The sequence below is a fragment of the Cohnella xylanilytica genome (assembly GCF_014212175.1).
Taxonomy (GTDB): domain Bacteria; phylum Bacillota; class Bacilli; order Paenibacillales; family Paenibacillaceae; genus Cohnella; species Cohnella xylanilytica.
On sequence record NZ_JACJVR010000077.1, the window covers coordinates 54828 to 71793 of the forward strand.

16 protein-coding genes are annotated in these 16966 nt (G+C 59.5%); 15 read left to right on the forward strand and 1 reads right to left on the reverse strand.

Annotation, left to right across the window (positions count from 1 at the left end; genetic code table 11):
- Nucleotides 1–11: 11 nt before the first annotated feature.
- The 14 genes from dat (at nucleotide 12) to H7B90_RS20100 (ending at nucleotide 14786) form a co-directional block, all read left to right on the forward strand.
- Nucleotides 12–872 carry a D-amino-acid transaminase gene (gene dat, locus H7B90_RS20035; RefSeq protein ID WP_185137685.1) on the forward strand — a complete coding sequence of 287 codons (861 nt, stop codon included), beginning with the start codon at nucleotides 12–14 and terminating at the stop codon, nucleotides 870–872.
- Nucleotides 865–1683: a serine hydrolase gene (locus tag H7B90_RS20040; protein WP_185137672.1), complete on the forward strand. Its 819-nt coding sequence runs from the start codon at nucleotides 865–867 to the stop codon at nucleotides 1681–1683. The genes dat and H7B90_RS20040 overlap by 8 nt, the downstream gene beginning before the upstream one ends.
- A gap of 34 nt (nucleotides 1684–1717) precedes the next feature.
- The gene (locus tag H7B90_RS20045; RefSeq protein ID WP_185137673.1) at nucleotides 1718–2665 is read left to right on the forward strand and encodes an ABC transporter permease; all 948 of its coding nucleotides are present in this window, start codon (nucleotides 1718–1720) and stop codon (nucleotides 2663–2665) included.
- A 27-nt stretch (nucleotides 2666–2692) separates the two neighbouring features.
- Complete coding sequence (locus H7B90_RS20050; protein ID WP_246578789.1) at nucleotides 2693–3607, forward strand: ABC transporter permease; 915 nt, start codon at nucleotides 2693–2695, stop codon at nucleotides 3605–3607.
- A 30-nt stretch (nucleotides 3608–3637) separates the two neighbouring features.
- On the forward strand, nucleotides 3638–4699 hold the full coding sequence (locus tag H7B90_RS20055) for an ABC transporter ATP-binding protein (protein ID WP_373315985.1): 1062 nt from the start codon (nucleotides 3638–3640) through the stop codon (nucleotides 4697–4699).
- Nucleotides 4696–5688, forward strand: coding sequence for an ABC transporter ATP-binding protein (locus H7B90_RS20060; protein WP_281421370.1), 993 nt, complete (start codon nucleotides 4696–4698; stop codon nucleotides 5686–5688). Before H7B90_RS20055 ends, H7B90_RS20060 begins: the two co-directional genes overlap by 4 nt.
- Nucleotides 5685–7319, forward strand: a complete 1635-nt coding sequence (locus H7B90_RS20065) for an N-acyl-D-amino-acid deacylase family protein (RefSeq protein WP_185137674.1) — start codon at nucleotides 5685–5687, stop codon at nucleotides 7317–7319. Before H7B90_RS20060 ends, H7B90_RS20065 begins: the two co-directional genes overlap by 4 nt.
- 29 nt (nucleotides 7320–7348) lie before the next feature.
- Complete coding sequence (locus H7B90_RS20070) at nucleotides 7349–8740, forward strand: hypothetical protein (protein WP_185137675.1); 1392 nt, start codon at nucleotides 7349–7351, stop codon at nucleotides 8738–8740.
- Between the two features lie 99 nt (nucleotides 8741–8839).
- A complete protein-coding gene (locus tag H7B90_RS20075; protein ID WP_185137676.1) occupies nucleotides 8840–10069 on the forward strand; it encodes a PucR family transcriptional regulator in 1230 nt (409 codons plus the stop codon).
- 140 nt (nucleotides 10070–10209) lie between these two features.
- Nucleotides 10210–11340: an alanine dehydrogenase gene (ald, locus tag H7B90_RS20080; RefSeq protein ID WP_185137677.1), complete on the forward strand. Its 1131-nt coding sequence runs from the start codon at nucleotides 10210–10212 to the stop codon at nucleotides 11338–11340.
- Between the two features lie 12 nt (nucleotides 11341–11352).
- Nucleotides 11353–12525 (forward strand): alanine racemase, encoded by a 1173-nt coding sequence (gene alr, locus H7B90_RS20085; protein WP_246578788.1) that lies wholly within the window; start codon nucleotides 11353–11355, stop codon nucleotides 12523–12525.
- Nucleotides 12526–12641: 116 nt separating this feature from the next.
- Complete coding sequence (mutT, locus tag H7B90_RS20090; protein WP_185137678.1) at nucleotides 12642–13049, forward strand: 8-oxo-dGTP diphosphatase MutT; 408 nt, start codon at nucleotides 12642–12644, stop codon at nucleotides 13047–13049.
- 3 nt (nucleotides 13050–13052) lie between these two features.
- Nucleotides 13053–13487: an SRPBCC family protein gene (locus H7B90_RS20095; protein ID WP_185137679.1), complete on the forward strand. Its 435-nt coding sequence runs from the start codon at nucleotides 13053–13055 to the stop codon at nucleotides 13485–13487.
- Between the two features lie 414 nt (nucleotides 13488–13901).
- Nucleotides 13902–14786, forward strand: coding sequence for a helix-turn-helix domain-containing protein (locus H7B90_RS20100; RefSeq protein WP_185137680.1), 885 nt, complete (start codon nucleotides 13902–13904; stop codon nucleotides 14784–14786).
- A gap of 67 nt (nucleotides 14787–14853) precedes the next feature.
- Here the strand turns inward: H7B90_RS20100 and H7B90_RS33475 are convergent, their stop codons facing one another.
- Nucleotides 14854–16035 carry a response regulator gene (locus H7B90_RS33475; RefSeq protein ID WP_185137681.1) on the reverse strand — a complete coding sequence of 394 codons (1182 nt, stop codon included), beginning with the start codon at nucleotides 16033–16035 and terminating at the stop codon, nucleotides 14854–14856.
- 460 nt (nucleotides 16036–16495) lie between these two features.
- On the opposite strand from H7B90_RS33475, the gene H7B90_RS20110 reads away from it, so the two are divergent.
- Nucleotides 16496–16966: hypothetical protein (locus tag H7B90_RS20110; RefSeq protein WP_185137682.1), on the forward strand; the 471-nt coding region annotated here is incomplete at its 3' end.

Here is a 16966-nt window from a genome sequence, read left to right on the forward strand (position 1 = left end):
TGAATGACAACATGGATTACGCGCTGCTTGGAGACAAGATTGTGCCAAAAAAAGAGATCTCGGTCTCCCTGGAAGACAGAGGTTATCAATTCGGGGACGGCGTGTACGAGGTGATTCGGGTCTACGGGGGGGTGATCTTCCACCTGGAAGCTCACTTGGGGCGGCTGGACGACAGTGCCAAGGCAATCTATATCGATCTTCCTTGTTCCTTGCGGAAGCTCGGGGAGCTGCTTGGAGAGCTGGTCAAGCGTAACGGCATCGTGGACGGCAAGTTGTATCTTCAACTCACGAGAGGAGTGCACCCTAGGGTGCACTTCATCCCCGAAGGCATCAAGCCGATTCTGACCGGCTACGCCGAGCATGTAGCCCGCCCGCTGACCAGTCTCCGGGAGGGGATCTCGGCCTTGACCGTCGAGGATAACCGGTGGCTCCGGGTAAACATCAAGTCGCTCAACCTGCTGCCGAACATTTTGGCGAAGCATCGGGCGAAGAGCCAAGGTGCGGACGAGGCGATCTTCGTACGGGACGGACTCGTGACGGAAGGGAGCGCCTCCAACGTCTACGGCATTCGGGACGGAGTCGTCTACACGCATCCGGCCAATCATTTGATCTTGAACGGCATTACGAGGCAAGCGATCGTTCGGTTGTCGGAGGAACTCGGCATTCCGTGGCGGGAAGTACCGATCTCGGCGGAAGAGCTGGCGAGGATGGACGAAGTGTTCGTCAGCAATACGATCCTGGAAATATGTCCGGTCGTCTCCGTGGATGGGCGAACGATCGGCGACGGGAAGATCGGCTCGGTGACCGCGAGCTTGCAGGCCGCCTTCGAGCGCGAGATCGAGAGCGCGGCGGGAGGCGGGACGCATGCATAGGCTGCAGGAAAGGGCTGAGGACATTACCCGGCGCTATGGCGGCGTATGGGGGATCACGGTAGAGGACTTGGATACCGGAGCGCGCTTCGAACTGAACGGGAACGAGCTCTTCAACGCCGCCAGTATCATTAAACTGCCGATCATGGCGGCCGCGTTCGCGGCCGCCCATGACCGTGAATTGAACCTCGGCGAACGCGTAGTGCTGGAAGCTGAAGACTTCGCCGGGGGCTCCGGCGTTCTGCAGCATCTGTCGCCCGGACTGTCGTTCGCCGTATACGATCTGATCGTGCTGATGATCATTCAAAGCGATAATGCCGCTACCAATAAAGTAATCGATCTCGTTGGGGCGGAGAGAATCGGACGGACGATGGAGGAGCTTGGTATGAATAGAAGCAAATTCCACCATAAGACCGGTCTGAACTACCCCCATCCTCCAGGACGCAATATCGTCACTTCTGCGGATACCGCCGCTCTTCTGAAGAGGCTGGCCGAAGGGAGCTACCTGACCCGGCATGCCTGCAAGCGGATGATTGACATTCTGAAGAAGCAGCAGATTCGCAACGGACTGCCGCATGAGCTTCCGGCGCCGGACGAGGGGCCCGTCGGCCGTCTCCCGGATTGGGAGCTGGCCCATAAGACGGGGTGGGTGAGCGGCATTCAGCACGATGCCGGCATTTTGTATGCCCGCGGCCGCTCCCTCGTCGTCACGGTGTTAACCCGCGACGCGGGCGAGGGTCGCCCTGCCCGGGCGCTGGCCGGCATCGCCGAGCTCGGACGGGCGGCGTACGAATACGCGGCAGGTCCAGGCTAAGCGGAATTCGAAAGCATCGGAAGGAGGAATCATCATGTTGGCATACACCGGCAAACGCCTCGTCTCGTTGGTGCCGATTTTGATCGTCGTGGCGGTAGTCGTTTTCTTCGTTATGCATCTGACGCCCGGCGATCCCGCGGCGGTGATGCTGGGAACGGAAGCATCCCAGGCCGATATCGCGCAGCTGCGCCATCAACTCGGCCTCGACGAGCCCGTGCTCGCGCAATTCGTCGATTGGCTCGGCGGCGTGGCGCGCGGAGACCTGGGCACCTCGATCTTCATGAAGATGCCGGTATCCCAGGCGATCGCGGAGCACGTCGGCCCGACGCTGTCGCTCAGCATCCTGGCGCAGCTCGTTGCCGCCGTTCTGGCGCTTCCCCTGGGCATCCTTGCCGCGAAAAAACGGGGGACGGCGACAGACCAGATGGTCATGGGCGTGTCGCTGCTCGGCATCTCGCTGCCGAGCTTCCTGCTCGGGCTATTCCTGATGCTCGTATTCGCCGTGGAGCTGCGCTGGTTCCCCGTCTCGGGCTACAAGCCGCTGGCAGACGGCTTCCTCGAGCATCTCCGGTACCTCGTTCTTCCGGCGTTGGCTCTGGGAAGCATGCAGGCGGCGTTGATCGCCCGGATGACCCGTGCCTCCATGCTCGAGGTGTTGAACCAGGGCTACATCGAGATCGCGAGGGCCAAGGGACTTAGGGAAATCTCCGTCGTGTTCAAGCATGCCTTGCGGAACGCCTTCATCCCGATCGTAACAGTCGTCGGACAATCGTTCGCCCTACTGATCGGGGGCGCCACCGTAACGGAAACGGTGTTCAATATTCCGGGGCTCGGGCAGTTGATCGTCAACGCCGTCGAACGGAGGGACTACGAGGTCATCCAGGGAGTGGTGCTCGTCATCGCGGCGCTGTATGTAGTCTTGAACCTGATCGTAGACCTGTTGTACGGGCTTATCGATCCCCGCATCCGGCACAAGAGATAACGATGGATTCAGAAGGAGGAAGCGGCGATGAGCGTCGTCATGCACAACCATACGGCTTCGGATCGCGCGGCGGCGCTGAACGAAGCCCGTCTTCAATATAGAAGGGAGCAACGCCGGATTGCATGGAGAAGCTTCGTTCGGCACCGGCTGGCATTCGCGGGTTCGATCATCGTGTTCGCGGTGCTGCTGCTCGCGGTCTTCGCACCGGTCATCGCGAGGTTCGACCCGCTGGCCGTAGACGTGGCTAATCGGTTGAAGGGGCCTGACGCCATGCACTGGTTCGGGACGGACAACTTCGGCCGCGATACGTTCAGCCGGGTTGCTTACGGAGCCAGGATCTCGATGTTCGTCGGCATCTCCGTGGCCCTGATCACCGGCGTACTCGGCCTGCTGATCGGCCTCCTCGCCTCGTATTTCCGCCGCCTCGATTATGCGCTCATGCGAATATGCGATGGACTGATGGCGTTTCCCGCCATCCTGCTAGCCATTGCGATCGTAGCGGCCATGGGACCCAAGGTCGGCAACGTCATCTTGGCACTTAGCGTAGTGTATACGCCGAACGTCGCCCGCGCGGTCCGTTCCGTCGGGCTCGTCGTCAAGGAGCAGACGTACGTGGAAGCGCTCGGTTCTCTCGGAGCGGGCCACGCCCGTATTCTTTTCCGGCACATCGCTCCGAACTGTCTGACGCCCGTCATCGTCCAGGGGACGTTCATCTTCGCGGACGCGATCATCTCGGAGGCGGCGCTCAGCTTCCTGGGGGCCGGCATTCCGGCTCCTGCGGCCAGCTGGGGGAATATTCTTTACGACGGCAAGATGTATATTTTCAACGCGTGGTGGATGGTGGTCTTCCCCGGCGCTCTGCTTATGCTGACCGTATTCGGGCTGAACATGGCCGGGGACGGAATGAGAGATTTGCTCGACCCTCATACGAAAGACAAATGACTCAAAGCATCGGAAAAAGGAGGGGCGCGAATGACTATTGGCGGAATGACGGATCTGTCCGGCACCGACGGAGTTCGGGGGGAAGAGGCGTCCCGGAAGGAGCTGCTTCGGATCGAAGGGCTTGTCACCCGCTTCCATACGGCGAGGGGAACGGTTCGGGCCGTAGACGGAGTCAGCTTCTCCATCGGAAGCGGTGAGATTCTCGGAGTCGTGGGCGAGTCCGGCTGCGGCAAGAGCGTAACCTCGCGATCCATAATGAGGCTGTACGACGAGAATAAAGCCGCCGGACACGAAGGCAAAGTCTTGCTCAAAGGGAGGAATTTGCTGGAGTTGTCCAAAAGCGAAATGAGGAACGTCCGTGGCAATGAGATTGCGATGATTTTCCAAGACACGCTGAGTTCCCTGAACCCGGTATACACCATAGGCAACCAGATCGCGGAAGCGGTGCGGCGACGAGGAGGGGCGGGGAAGAAGGAGGCGAGGCGCCGGGCGGTCGATCTGCTGGGGGCCGTGGGCATTCCCGATCCCGAGAGAAGGTTCGAAGAGTATCCGCATCAATTATCCGGCGGTATGCGGCAGCGGGTCATGATCGCGATGGCGTTGGCCTGCGAGCCCAGCCTCCTGATTGCGGATGAGCCGACGACCGCGTTGGACGTCACCATTCAGTCCCAGATTCTGCAATTGATCGGCAGCTTGCAGGAGAGATACGGTATGAGCATTATGCTCATCACGCACGATCTGGGCGTCGTAGCGGAGGTGTGCACCCGCGTCGTCGTCATGTATCTGGGACAGATTATCGAGGATACCGACGTAAGGACATTGTTCGAGAGGCCGCTGCATCCTTACACGCACGGCCTGCTTCGGTCGATGCCCAAGGCGGACCGTGCGCGAGAAGGCAAGCTGGAGTCGATCCCTGGCGTCGTCCCGTCGTTGCATGCGGTTCCCCGGGGCTGCCGCTTCGCGGGTCGCTGCGAATACGCGGATTCGAAGTGTCTCGAAGAGATGCCTTCGTTGACTGCCGCGGGGGAAGGCCATCAGGTGCGCTGCTGGCATTACGATCGGATCGGGCGGGAGTGGGGGAACGGAGCATGATGACTACGCAGAAGCCGCTGCTGGAAGTGAAAGGACTCAAAAAGGATTTTTCGGTTCGAACGCGATTTGGCGCTCCAAAGCAGGTCGTGAAGGCGATCAACGACGTCGACTTCTCCCTTTATGAAGGAGAGACGTTCGCGCTCGTCGGGGAGTCGGGCTGCGGCAAGAGCACGACCGGCCGCGCCGTTCTGCGCCTGATCGAACCGACCGAAGGTCGAATTCTGTATAACGGGACCGATCTTGCCGAACTCGGGCCGAGACGTCTGACCGCGCTCCGCAAGGAGATGCAGATGGTGTTCCAGGATCCTTACTCTTCACTCAACCCGCGCAAGCGAGTAGGGGAGATGATCGAGGAGCCGCTCGTCATTCACGGAATCGGAGACAAAAAGGAACGGACGCTGCGAGCGCTTCAATTGCTCGAGAAGGTCGGGCTGCATCCGGAGCATTATTACCGCTTCCCTCACGAGTTCTCAGGGGGGCAGAGGCAGCGCATCGGCATCGCCCGTGCTCTCGCTGTACGGCCTAAGATTATTGTCTGCGACGAGCCGGTATCCGCGTTGGACGTCTCGATCCAATCCCAGATCATCAATCTCCTCGAGGAGCTTCAGGAGCAAGAGAAGCTGACCTATCTATTCATCTCTCACGATCTGGGAGTCGTGAGACATATGGCCGACCGGATTGGCGTCATGTATATGGGGCGCCTCGTCGAGGTCGCCCCGACGGAGAGGCTGTTCGCCGAGCCTCGGCATCCTTATACGCAAGAGCTGCTGGCTGCCATTCCGGCGGCCGCGCCAGGAGAGGGGAAGCTAAGGCGGGCGCCGCTTGGAGAGATGCCGTCTCCGCTTCATCTGCCTCCGGGTTGCGCGTTCCAGAATCGTTGTCCGCACGCGACGGAGCGATGCCGCGGCGAGATGCCCGTCACCCGGCGATTGGACGAAAGTCACGAAGTGCAATGCCATTTATACGACATCGGGGAGGTTACGGCATGAAGGCGGACGTTCGGATTCGGGGCGGCTTGATCGTGGACGGAACGGGGGCTCCGGCCAGAAAGGGCGACATTGCCATCAAGGACGGGCGGCTCCTTCTGGACGCGGAAGGAGTCGAGGCGAACGAGACCGTCGAAGCGGGAGGGATGGTCGTCGCTCCCGGCTTTATCGACATTCATACGCATTCGGACCTGACGCTGCTCGTCGATTCGCGCGGCGCGAGCAAGGTGTCGCAGGGGGTGACGACCGAGATTGTCGGCAATTGCGGCATGTCGGTCGTCGATACGCACGGCAAGCACAAGGAACGGATTCGCGGCGCATCGGCGTTTATCTACGGCGATCTGCTAGATTGGAAGTGGAATGATTACGCCGAATATTTGGCCGAATACGAGAAGCGAGGCATCTCGATCAATGTCGGCGCTCTTATCGGCCACGGAACGGCAAGGGCCTCAGTCATCGGCTACGACGACCGGCCGGTGACCGAAAGGGAGCTCGAAGCGATGAGAAGATACGTCGCCGACGGAATGGAAGCGGGGGCGCTTGGCTTGTCTTCCGGATTGATCTATTCTCCGGGCGTCTTCGCGCCCCGTGAAGAGCTGGTCGAGCTCTGCAAGGTCGTCGCGAGCTACGGCGGCATCTACAGCACGCACATGCGCAACGAATCCGACGGTCTGCTCGATTCGATCGAGGAATCGATCCAAGTCGCACGGGAGTCCGGCGTCTCTCTGCAAATCTCGCATCTCAAATCGACCGGCAAGCGCAACTGGGGGCGTGTGGCACGAGCAGTGGAGATGATCGAGAGGGCGAGAGGGGAAGGGGTAAACGTACATTACGACTTCTATCCGTACCACGCCAGCTCCACGGGCATGACTTACCTGCTCCCTCCTTGGGCGCAGGAAGGAGGCTGGGAGGCGAGCGAAGCCCGTATTCGCGATCCCAAGCTGCGTCGGCGGATGGTAGGGGAGATCGTGAACGGATCGGACAGTTGGATCAGCCCTTCGCGCAACGCGGGATGGGACGGCGTCATGATCGCCTCCGTCCAGACCGAGCGCAACCGGCATGCCGAAGGGATGCGGCTGAACGAGTACGCCCGTGCTCGCGGAATGCCTGAACCCGAGGCGATGCTGGACCTCCTCCTCGAAGAATCGGGGGGCGTCGGCATGGTTCTGTTCGTCATGAGCGAGGACGATATCGCGGCAGCCGCCTCGAGCGAATGGTCCATAGTCGGCTCGGACGGCCTTGCTCTCGCCGCCGACGGAGTTTTAAGCCGCTCGAAGCCCCATCCGCGCAGCTATGGGAGCTTCCCGCGCGTTTTTGATCGCTACGTCAGGCAGCGCCCTGTGCTGACTCTGGAACGGGCGATTCACAAGATGACCGGGCTGCCGGCGGCCAAGCTTCGTCTGACGGATCGCGGCCTGCTAAAGAACGGTTACGTCGCCGACGTGGTGCTGTTCGATCCGGATCGGGTCAGGGACCTTGCCACTTTCGAAGCTCCCCACCAATACAGCGAAGGCATTCATACCGTATGGGTAGGAGGACGGGCGGCCTATTCGCGAGGACGCTTCCTCGACCCCAAGAGTGGCGTGGTCGTAAGGTCCGCCGCGAGCTCCCGCGTCGCGAAGGCGGAGCGTTAAGAGAAGCCGCCGGAAAGAAGGTTGCACCTATGAGAATCGCCGCTAAGGCGTACGACCGAGTTCTGATTCTATCCTTGGCCGCGATATACATCCTGCTTCAAATCACCCGTTGGGAGTTCTTGTCCGACGCGCTCGGCGTTCTGGTTCTCGTCACGGTTGCGGTGCTGCTCCCTCGGCTGAAGGGCATGACACGGATCCTGACCGCGTGCTTCCTGATCGGAGGAGCGTTGCTGATGACCGCTAGCGGCGCCGGTCCGCGGGAGTGGTTCGAAGCCGCGTCCGTGAACGCGACCGTGGCGACTCTGTTCGCGATCGCCCCTCTATTCGGGATTCCCGTACGTTCCAGGAAATACGAGTCCGCTCTGCTCGGCTTCTACGAGAACCGACTGACGAGCCCTGCGGGGTTCTTCCTCGGGTCGCAATTCTTGACGATGTTGATGGGGGTGTTTATCAACGTCGGCTCCATCCCGGTCGTCTATCACCTGGCGTCCGTCCATACCCGGCTGGCGAAGCCGGGTATGCTCGCCAATGCGCTGAACCGGGGCTTCGCCGGAGCGATCTTCTGGTCGCCCTACTTCGCGGCGATGGCTCTGGTCACCACGGCTCTGGACTTGCCGTGGACGGCCATTCTGCCCTACGCGATCGGCTTGTCCTTGCTTAGCGGAACGGTAAGCTTGCTCGTCGAGCTGCCATCGCTGCGCAAGGGCGCCGCGGAAGAAGGGAGAAGGGACGAGGGGGAGCCGCGGAAGAGCGGTCCTTCGGAACAATCGGCTCCCCTGGCGGGCGCCGGCAAGACTCTAACGCTTCTTGCGGCCTATCTGGCTTCCGCCATCATTCTCGTCGTCGCGCTGGAGCATTGGACGAGACTTCCGATCGTACTGGCTACCTGCGCGGCCGCGCTAATCTATCCGTTCCTCTGGTGTCTAGGCACCAAGGAGATGGCCGCATACCGCGCTGCGTTCCGTGAGCATTTGACGGTGACGGTCCCCTCCTTGAGGAAGGAGATTACGTTGTTCCTCGCGGCGGGGTTCTTCAGCGGAGCGATCGCCGGAACGTCTCTGGGGGAATGGATTCCCAAGGTTCTGGATGCGATTCCGCTGCCGGAAGCGGTAACGCTAGCCGTCTTGACGGTTGCGCTGATTACGGTGACTTCCTTGATCGGGCTTCATCCGATCGTTCTCGTCACGATTCTGGCAACCGGCGTCGATCCGGCGTCCGTCGGGGTCAGTCCGCTGTTCCTGGCCTTGCTTCTCCTGGGTAGCTGGGCAATCTCCAATCCGGTGTCCCCAGCATCGGCCGTCAATAACCTGTTGTCGGGACTTCTCGGGAAGGACGTATTCAAGCTGGCCGCCGGCAATTACAAATACGTCGCGGTCATGGCGGTGCTTCTTCCCGCGTGTGTGCTCGCGCTGAGGTTGTAACTTGCGGCGATGTCGCGCGGATCGTCGGTGGCTGCCGGAATAAAGTCTGGGAACGAACTTGGCCAGGCGGACATTCAGTCGATAGAAGAAGGTGATGGCATGGCGTTGGCGGTACCTTCCGAGGGAGACGGAGGCTGGCTGGAGAGGCGGGCCGACGAGATCAGCCAGATGCTTCGATGTCCGGTTACGATCGAGGACACCGAGCATCGGGTTCTTGCGTACAGTATGCACGAACAGAACGCGGACGCTATCCGGATCGCGACCATCATCGGCCGCCGCGTTCCGGAGCATGTCGTACGCAGCCTTCGCGAGAAAGGAGTCATTCGCAGGCTTCAGAGAGAGGACGGTCCTATCCGCATCGAAGCGATGGAAGAGATCGGTCTCGGCGCGCGGGCGGCTGTCTCCGTCCGAAGCGGCGGCCGGGTCGTCGGCTACATCTGGGCGGCGGAGACCGATCGTCCGCCGGACGAATCGGACATGGACAAGCTGAGGCGGGCGGCGGAGTCGATCGCCGGAGAACTGCATCGCAGGAACGAGGTCCGTTGGAGGTCCGACTTCGAGCAGGGTGCGTTCCTTGTCCGTCTCGTTGAGGGCCGCTTCTTGTCGGACGAAGAGATTCGCGCCCATGCCGAAGGGCTGGGCCGTCCGCTTCCGGAGATCTTCCGGATGGCCGCGATCGACTTCGATCTGGAGCCTTCCTCCTTGTGGCCGCTTCTGCGAAGGAGCGTGGAAATTCTCGAGGAGGAACCCGGGGTGTGCAGGTTGACGCATGCGGCCATCGAGGGGCGATTGGTCTTCCTGGCGGGAATGTCCTCGGCGCGCGGCAGCAAGAGGGGATGGCGTTCTTCTCTGGAACGATTGGAGGGACGTCTCGGGCTGGCCTTCCCGGGCCGCCGGATAACGGTTGGGGCCGGAAGCATCAAGGACAATGACTACACTCTGGCGTCGGATAGCTACCGGGAAGCAATCAAGACAATCGAAGTGCGCAAGCGGTTCCCCGGAGCTTCAGGTTCTTCTCTAAGCTACGAGGAACTGGGCTACGCGCATTTCTTGCCCGCGGTGGCGGAGACGATCCGAACCGAACGGATTACCAACGTCCATGTGGCGCTGCTTCGCGAATACGATCGGAAGCACCAGACTGACTTGACTTATACGTTATCGGTACTGCTGGCCTGTGATTGCTCGGTACGGGAGGCGGCGGAACGGCTTCACGTACATCCGAACACGCTAAGCTACCGGATAGCGAGAATGAATGAGATCAGCGGAATCGATCTGAAGAACATGGCGGACAAGGTCGCGGCCTTCCTCTATTTGCATAGCGGCGGTTGACGACCTGCCAGGTCCGGGCGAGATTTGTGAATTTTCACAACAATCGCCCGTTTTTTTCGATAAACGAAACGATGTGCGCGGGAGGCATCTTCCCTATACTGGGGACATTCCAACTATTCCTGCGACAGGAGGGCTTCAAAATGATAATAGGAGTGCCGAGAGAGATCAAGAACAACGAGAACAGGGTGGCGCTGACGCCGGCGGGATCGAGCGTTCTAACGCGTCAGGGGCACGAGGTTCTGGTGGAGCGTGCGGCCGGGGAAGGAAGCGGCTTCCGGGACGAAGAATACGAGGGTGCAGGCGCCCGAATCGTGGAGGCGGCCCAGGCGTGGGAACGCGCTGATATGGTCATGAAGGTCAAGGAGCCGTTGCCGGAGGAATACAAGTATTTCCGCAAGGATCTCATTCTGTTCGCCTATTTGCATCTGGCCCCCGTACCGGAGCTGACCCGCGCGCTCACGGAGAGGGAGGTGTGGGGAGTCGCATTCGAGACGGTCCAGTTGGACAACCGCTCGCTGCCGCTCCTCTCGCCGATGAGCGAAGTTGCGGGGCGGATGTCGGTACAGATCGGCGCTCAATACCTGGAAAAGACGCACGGCGGCAAGGGGATTCTGCTTGGGGGCGTGCCTGGGGTCAGGCCTGCCGAAGTGGTTATCGTAGGAGGCGGCATGGTTGGGACGAACGCCGCCAAGCGCGCGCTTGGAGCCGGGGCGAGCGTGACTGTCTTGGACGTGAATGCGGAGCGTCTGCGCTATATCGACGATGCGTTCTCCGGACAAGTGAAGACGCTGGCGTCGAACCCGTTCGAGCTGGAGCGTGCAGTCGCCCAAGCGGATTTGCTCGTCGGGGCGGTTCTCGTTCCGGGAGCCCGTGCGCCAAAGCTGGTGACCGAGGAGATGGTCAAGCGCATGGCGCCCGGCTCGGTCATCGTTGACGTCGCCATCGATCAAGGCGGGTCAATCGGGACGATCGACCGGATCACCACTCACGATGACCCGACATACCTGAAGCACGGAGTGGTTCACTACGCCGTGGCGAACATGCCGGGAGCCGTCCCGCGCACATCAACGCTTGCTCTGGAGAACGCGACCCTGCCTTACGCGCTCAAGATAGCGGGACAGGGCATTCGAGCGGCGGCGGCATCCGACAAGGCGCTGGCGAGGGGCATCAATACGGCCTGCGGAGCCGTTACGTACGAAGCGGTCGCGGAAGAGACGGGGCTTCCGTACGTTTCGGTGAACGAGTTACTGAACGCTCCCGCGGCGGTGTAAGGACGGGTGGCGATGAAGAATAAGGCGGAGGAAGCGGAGAGGAGAATGGGGGAGGGGCGGTTCCGAGAGACGTGGGCGGAGGTGTCGACCGGCGCTATCGCCTCCAATGCCCGGAAGTTCAAGTCCTTGCTTCGTCCGGGATGTCTCCTTATGGCGGTCGTCAAGGCGAACGGCTACGGACACGGACTCGTCGCCTCTGCGCGGGCAGCTCTTCGGGGAGGAGCTGACCGACTGGCCGTTGCCGTATTGGACGAAGCCTATGCACTTCGGGAAGCGGGGGTCCGGGCCCCTTTGCTGGTCCTCGGATACACGCCGGAGGCGCACGTCGAAGCGGCGATTCGGTTGGGCGTTGCGCTTACGGTATTCGGCCGCGAACAGTTGCCGGAGATCGAACGCGAGGCGGCGCGTCTGGGGGCAACCGCGCATGTTCATCTCAAGGTAGACACCGGCATGTCGCGGCTTGGGATTGTGTCGCCGGAAGCGGCGCTGGATGCGGCGAGGCAGATCGCCCGCTCGCCGCTCCTGAAGCTGGAGGGCGTGTTTACGCACTTCGCCGACGCGGACGGAGAGGATCCGGCTCCCACCTTGGAGCAGGCGGGCAAGTTCGAGAATGTTCTGGCGAATATGCGGGCAGACGGCATCGTACCCGGCCTGCGGCATTGCTGCAATAGCGCGGCAACCTTGAAGTTCCCCGAGCTGCATGGCGATATGGTGCGGGTCGGCATCGGCCTGTACGGGCTTCCTCCTTTAGAACGGAACGAATGTGAGTCTCCTTCGCTCCGTAGGGCGATGACCCTGAAGACGAGAATAGCGTCTCTCAAGCCGGTCGCGGCTGGAATGACCGTCAGCTATGGGAGAACCCGGACGTTATCTCGGGATTCAATGCTTGCGGTCCTGCCGATCGGCTACGCGGACGGGTTGCGCCGCGGCTTGTCTAATCGGGCGTCTGTCCTCGTTCGGGATACGCGCGCTCCGATCGTCGGACGGGTGTGTATGGATCAGACGATCATCGATGTTACGGAAGCGGCAGGCGTCCGTGTCGGGGACGAGGTCGTTCTGTTCGGGGAAGCGGACGGGGAAGGACTCGTTCCGGCAGCCGAAGAATGGGCCGGCCATCTGGATACGATCCATTATGAGATCGTCTGCGGGATCGGTCCGCGCGTCCCGCGAATATACGACCGATGATCAGGGCGGAGGTTGTTTCTTTTTGAGCCTAACCCCACTCTGCGCTCTTTTCTTTTGAACGGGGAAGCCTTAAGGTAGGAAGAGACAAGACGAACGAACGGGGTGCGGCGGCTAAAATGAAACGAATCGACGTGGCCGCGGCGATCGTCGCGGACGAAGAGGGCCGCGTTCTGATCGCGAGGCGGCGCGAAGGGAAGGCCCAGGCCGGGCGGTGGGAATTCCCCGGCGGGAAGATCGAGCCGGGCGAGACGCCGGAGGCGTGCATCGTCCGGGAGCTGAAGGAAGAGATGGATATCGACGTGAGGCCCGGGGAGCGGTTCGGCGAGTACGAGCACGACTATGGGGACGTTCGCATTCGCTTGATCGCACATCTGGCGGCCTACGAGGGCGGCGCGATCCGGCTCGCCGATCACGACCGACACGAATGGGCCCGGCCCGCCGACCTGCTTCGCTACCCGCTCGCTCCGGCCGACGTGGGGTTCGCGAAGCGGCTGGCCGGCGCTGCGGACGGACAGGAGGAATAAGACGTGAAATACGCGAACAGCACGATAGCCGACGTCTCCGTGGAAGCGCTGTGGAGCGCCTGGGCCGACGTCCCGTTCTGGCCGCGCTGGGACACCGAGCTGGCCGAGGCCTCGCTCGAAGGTCCGTTCGCCGTCGGGACGCACGGGAAGATGAGGTCCAGGAAGGGCAACGCCTGGACGAAGTTCCGGATCGTCGAGATCGACCGGGCCAAGGGGTATTCCTGCGTCGTGTCGATGCCCGGAGGGCAGCTGCGATTCAACCGGACGTATGAGCGGTTGGAGACCGGCGTGCTTCGGATCACGCATGAGCTCGACTTCACGGGAGCGCTCGGTTGGCTGTACGCTCTGCTGATCGGCCGTCCCACGAACAGGATTTATCCGCAGCTGCTGCGGACGTTCGTGGAGCTGGTGCGGGAGCGGGAGGCAGGCGTTCGTTAAGGACCGGCAGGTACGGTTCAGGCGTTCAGCTGTATGTAGAGGCCGCTTGCGCAGACGGGCGGTCTATTTGACGTTTTCGCGAGATAAATGCGAAATTTCATACACAATTCAAGCGGGAGGGGCGCTCGGGGGCAGATGGATATGATTTTTCAAACACAATGCAGCGCCGGGTGTCATTTGGGGACGGATTTGTATGATTTTTCATACACAATTTAGCCGGAGGTCCGCTTAGGGACAGAGTTTATATGAATTTTCATACAGAATTCAAGTAGGGATGCCGCTTGGAGCAGATTTTGTGCGATTTTTCATATACTTAAGTCCATTCGTGAAAGACTTGCCCGGCAAGATAGCAAAAAAGGTCAAAAATCGCCGCCCGCCGTCTGCTAATCTAAGGGCAAAGGAGGGGAGCACGTCTTGCACACGCGCGACATCATTCGGAAGAGCATCGCGTTCATGGAGGACCGCCTTCAGGAAGCGTTGACGCTGGAGCAGATCGCCGGCCACGCCGGATTCTCGCCGCATCACTTCCACCGGCTGTTCCGCCGGGAAGTCGGCACGAACGTGGCGGACTATCTGAGGCGCCGCCGTCTCTGTCTCGCTTCTAGAATGCTTCTGTATTCGGACCAATCCATCATCGACATTTCGCTGCACGGCCATTTCGAGAGCCAGGAGGCGTTCACGCGCGCGTTCAAGAGGATGTACGGCATGCCGCCGGGACGCTTCCGGAAGATGTTCTCCCCCCATATTCAGGAGCCCAAAGGAGAGGTAACGATGAGACAAGACACGAAGGTCAAAGGCTGGATCCTGAGCGGGAGCCACCCACACCAATACGAGATCGGCATCGATCGCGGCACCGTCCACCAAGGCCACGCGTCCGGATATATTAAGGCGTTGACTCCGAAGGGGCCGGGCGCGTTCGCCACCCTGATGCAGCAGTTCAAGGCGGACCAGTATGTGGGGAAAAGGATGCGATTCTCCGGCTTCGTCCGGACGGCCGGCGTGAAGGAGTATTGCGGGCTGTGGATGCGGGTGGACAACAGCGCGGAGGACGTGCTCCAGTTCGACAACATGAACGACCGGAAGATCGTAGGCGACACCAACTGGAACCATTACGCCATCGTCCTCGACGTCCCCTCGAACGCCGCGACCGTCTCGATCGGCGTGCTGCTCATGGGACCGGGCCAGGCGTGGGTCGACAGCTTCCGGTTCGAGGAGGTCGACGCCAGCGTGCCGACCACCAACCTGGAGCTCCACTACGAGCTTCCGGACGAGCCGTCCAATCTGAATTTCGACGAGTGAGCCAGGAGGGCGGGAGAAGAGAAGGCCGAAGAGGCTTAACCGTCGGTTGAGCCTCTTCGGCTTCGGCTTAATGAATGTTTGCTTGCTCCTGAAACACTTTGGACCTCCAGCTGTTATACCACTGGAGAATCTCCGGACTGATGGGGATTTCCAGCTCCCGCTCCACTTTCATTTTCAGAAGCAGATAATGTTCTTCGACCCCGATCTTGTCGTCGATCGCATCGCACAGCTTCATGAGGGCGAGGTAGGTCTCTTCTTCTTCGGGCAACATCTGTTGAATGGCCCGGCAGATTTGGATCGATCTCCTGATATCGCCTTGCCGTTCATAGAAGTCGCTTAGCTTCCGCATGTTATATAGCCATAGCAGACGCAGACGTTCCCGTTCGTGCTCGGCCCATAGGTAGTCGTAACTGGCGAGATAACGACCTTGATACTTGTTTAATACCCGTTCGTAGGATTCGACCGTGTCCGCATCCAAAGAGGCTAAACGCATCATGTCGCGTTCCCATTCCTCCGAGTCTATCCGCGCTTCTCCAAGTTCGAGCCGGTATCCGGCTTCCCCCTCCCCGCTTTGAATAGTGATCGTATCCATCCCGTATTGCTTCAAGGTTTGGCGAATGAAATAGATCGTCGTATAAAGCTGCTTCGTCGCCTTCTCCTCCTCGAGGTCCGGCCACAGAAGCTCCAGAAGGACGCTGCGGCCCACGACTCGATTCCGGTGATGAAGCAAGTACGCGAACAGTTCTTGCGCTTTGGTCGTGCGCCATTTAACGGGCATGACCTCCTTGCCGGGCGGTTTGAATTGAAGCCGGTTGAAGCAGCAAATGAGAGGCCGATCCGCATCGGCTTCGTTCTTCGCCGTCTGTTGGTTCAGATGATGTTGCAGCTGCAGCTTATGCTGAAGCCGCAATATCGTTTGCCGCAGCCGTTCCCCTGGCACGGGCTTCAGGAGATAGTCCAATGCGTAAAGCTCAAAAGCTTTGACGGCATACGCGTCGTAGCCGGACACGAATACGATCTCGGTGCCGGGCGCGGCGGCTTGAATTTGCCGGCCGAGCTCCAGCCCGTCGGTCTCCGGCATGTGGATGTCGAGAAATACGACGTCCGGGCGATGAGTCCTAACGCCGAACATGACCTCGGAGGAATCCGTGTACGTATCAACGACCTCTACTTCGGGAAAAAGGCGCTCGATCTGGTTCTTGAGTCCAATCAAAGCTAGCTGCTCATCATCAACAATTAGGGCTCTCACAGGGTCTCCTTGGTGTTAATCGTGGTGTCGGTTTTTGTCACATTATAACATCTGGATATTGGATTCGCGAAAAAGGGTTTGCGATTTAACGTATCGTTAAGCGAACATATGCGGTAACCCAATCGCCTCCAACTCATTAACCTAGTTGCCTAGAAACCACTTTTTGCGCCTTATTGTATCAATTCCCTAGATGTGTGTAGATGTTTTGTAGTAGTTGGACTGGTAAAGTGGACCGGTAAGTTATGTGTTCGTGCTTAAGGGGGAGGTTATGGCGGTCTCTAAGGTTCTAATGCCGGATCGGGCAGCGCACTGCCTTTTGAAGTGAAAGGGTCGAGCGTTATTACTATTTTGTCCAAAACAAAAATGAAAACGGACAAGCAGTTGAAGGCTGAAGGGTGGTTCACATTAGAGTTAATTGCAAATTTCATACTAATCAAACCTCAGAAAGGAATGAAACTAATTGCTAAGCAACAACCTTAATTTGCGGAAAATAGGGATAATCCTCCTGGTCTTTTCTGTTGTCTTAACGGGTATGGGAATAAATTTAAGAACTCCTGTCAGCTACGCTGCTGGAGTAGTTTACGTATCCAACAGCGGCAGTGATACCACAGGTGACGGTACCCTAGACAAACCTTATGCTACTTTGTACAAAGCCTATCAAAATGTTGACAGCGTGGGAACTATATATGTCTTGAACAATATCAAATTGTTGGCTGATAACAACAAAAAATTTAATTTGAACAAGAATGTTACGATCACAACGGCTCCTGGAGTCGGCACGCCAGCCGTGATTCAGCGTGACCAGGCTGGAACAAGTACACTTCTTGATCTTACAAATGGCCAACTGACATTAAAAGATATCACCATTGACGGCAGCATCCCGGGAGGTGGACCGGTTTCAGGAAGAATAATTAATCCTGAATTACGAAAG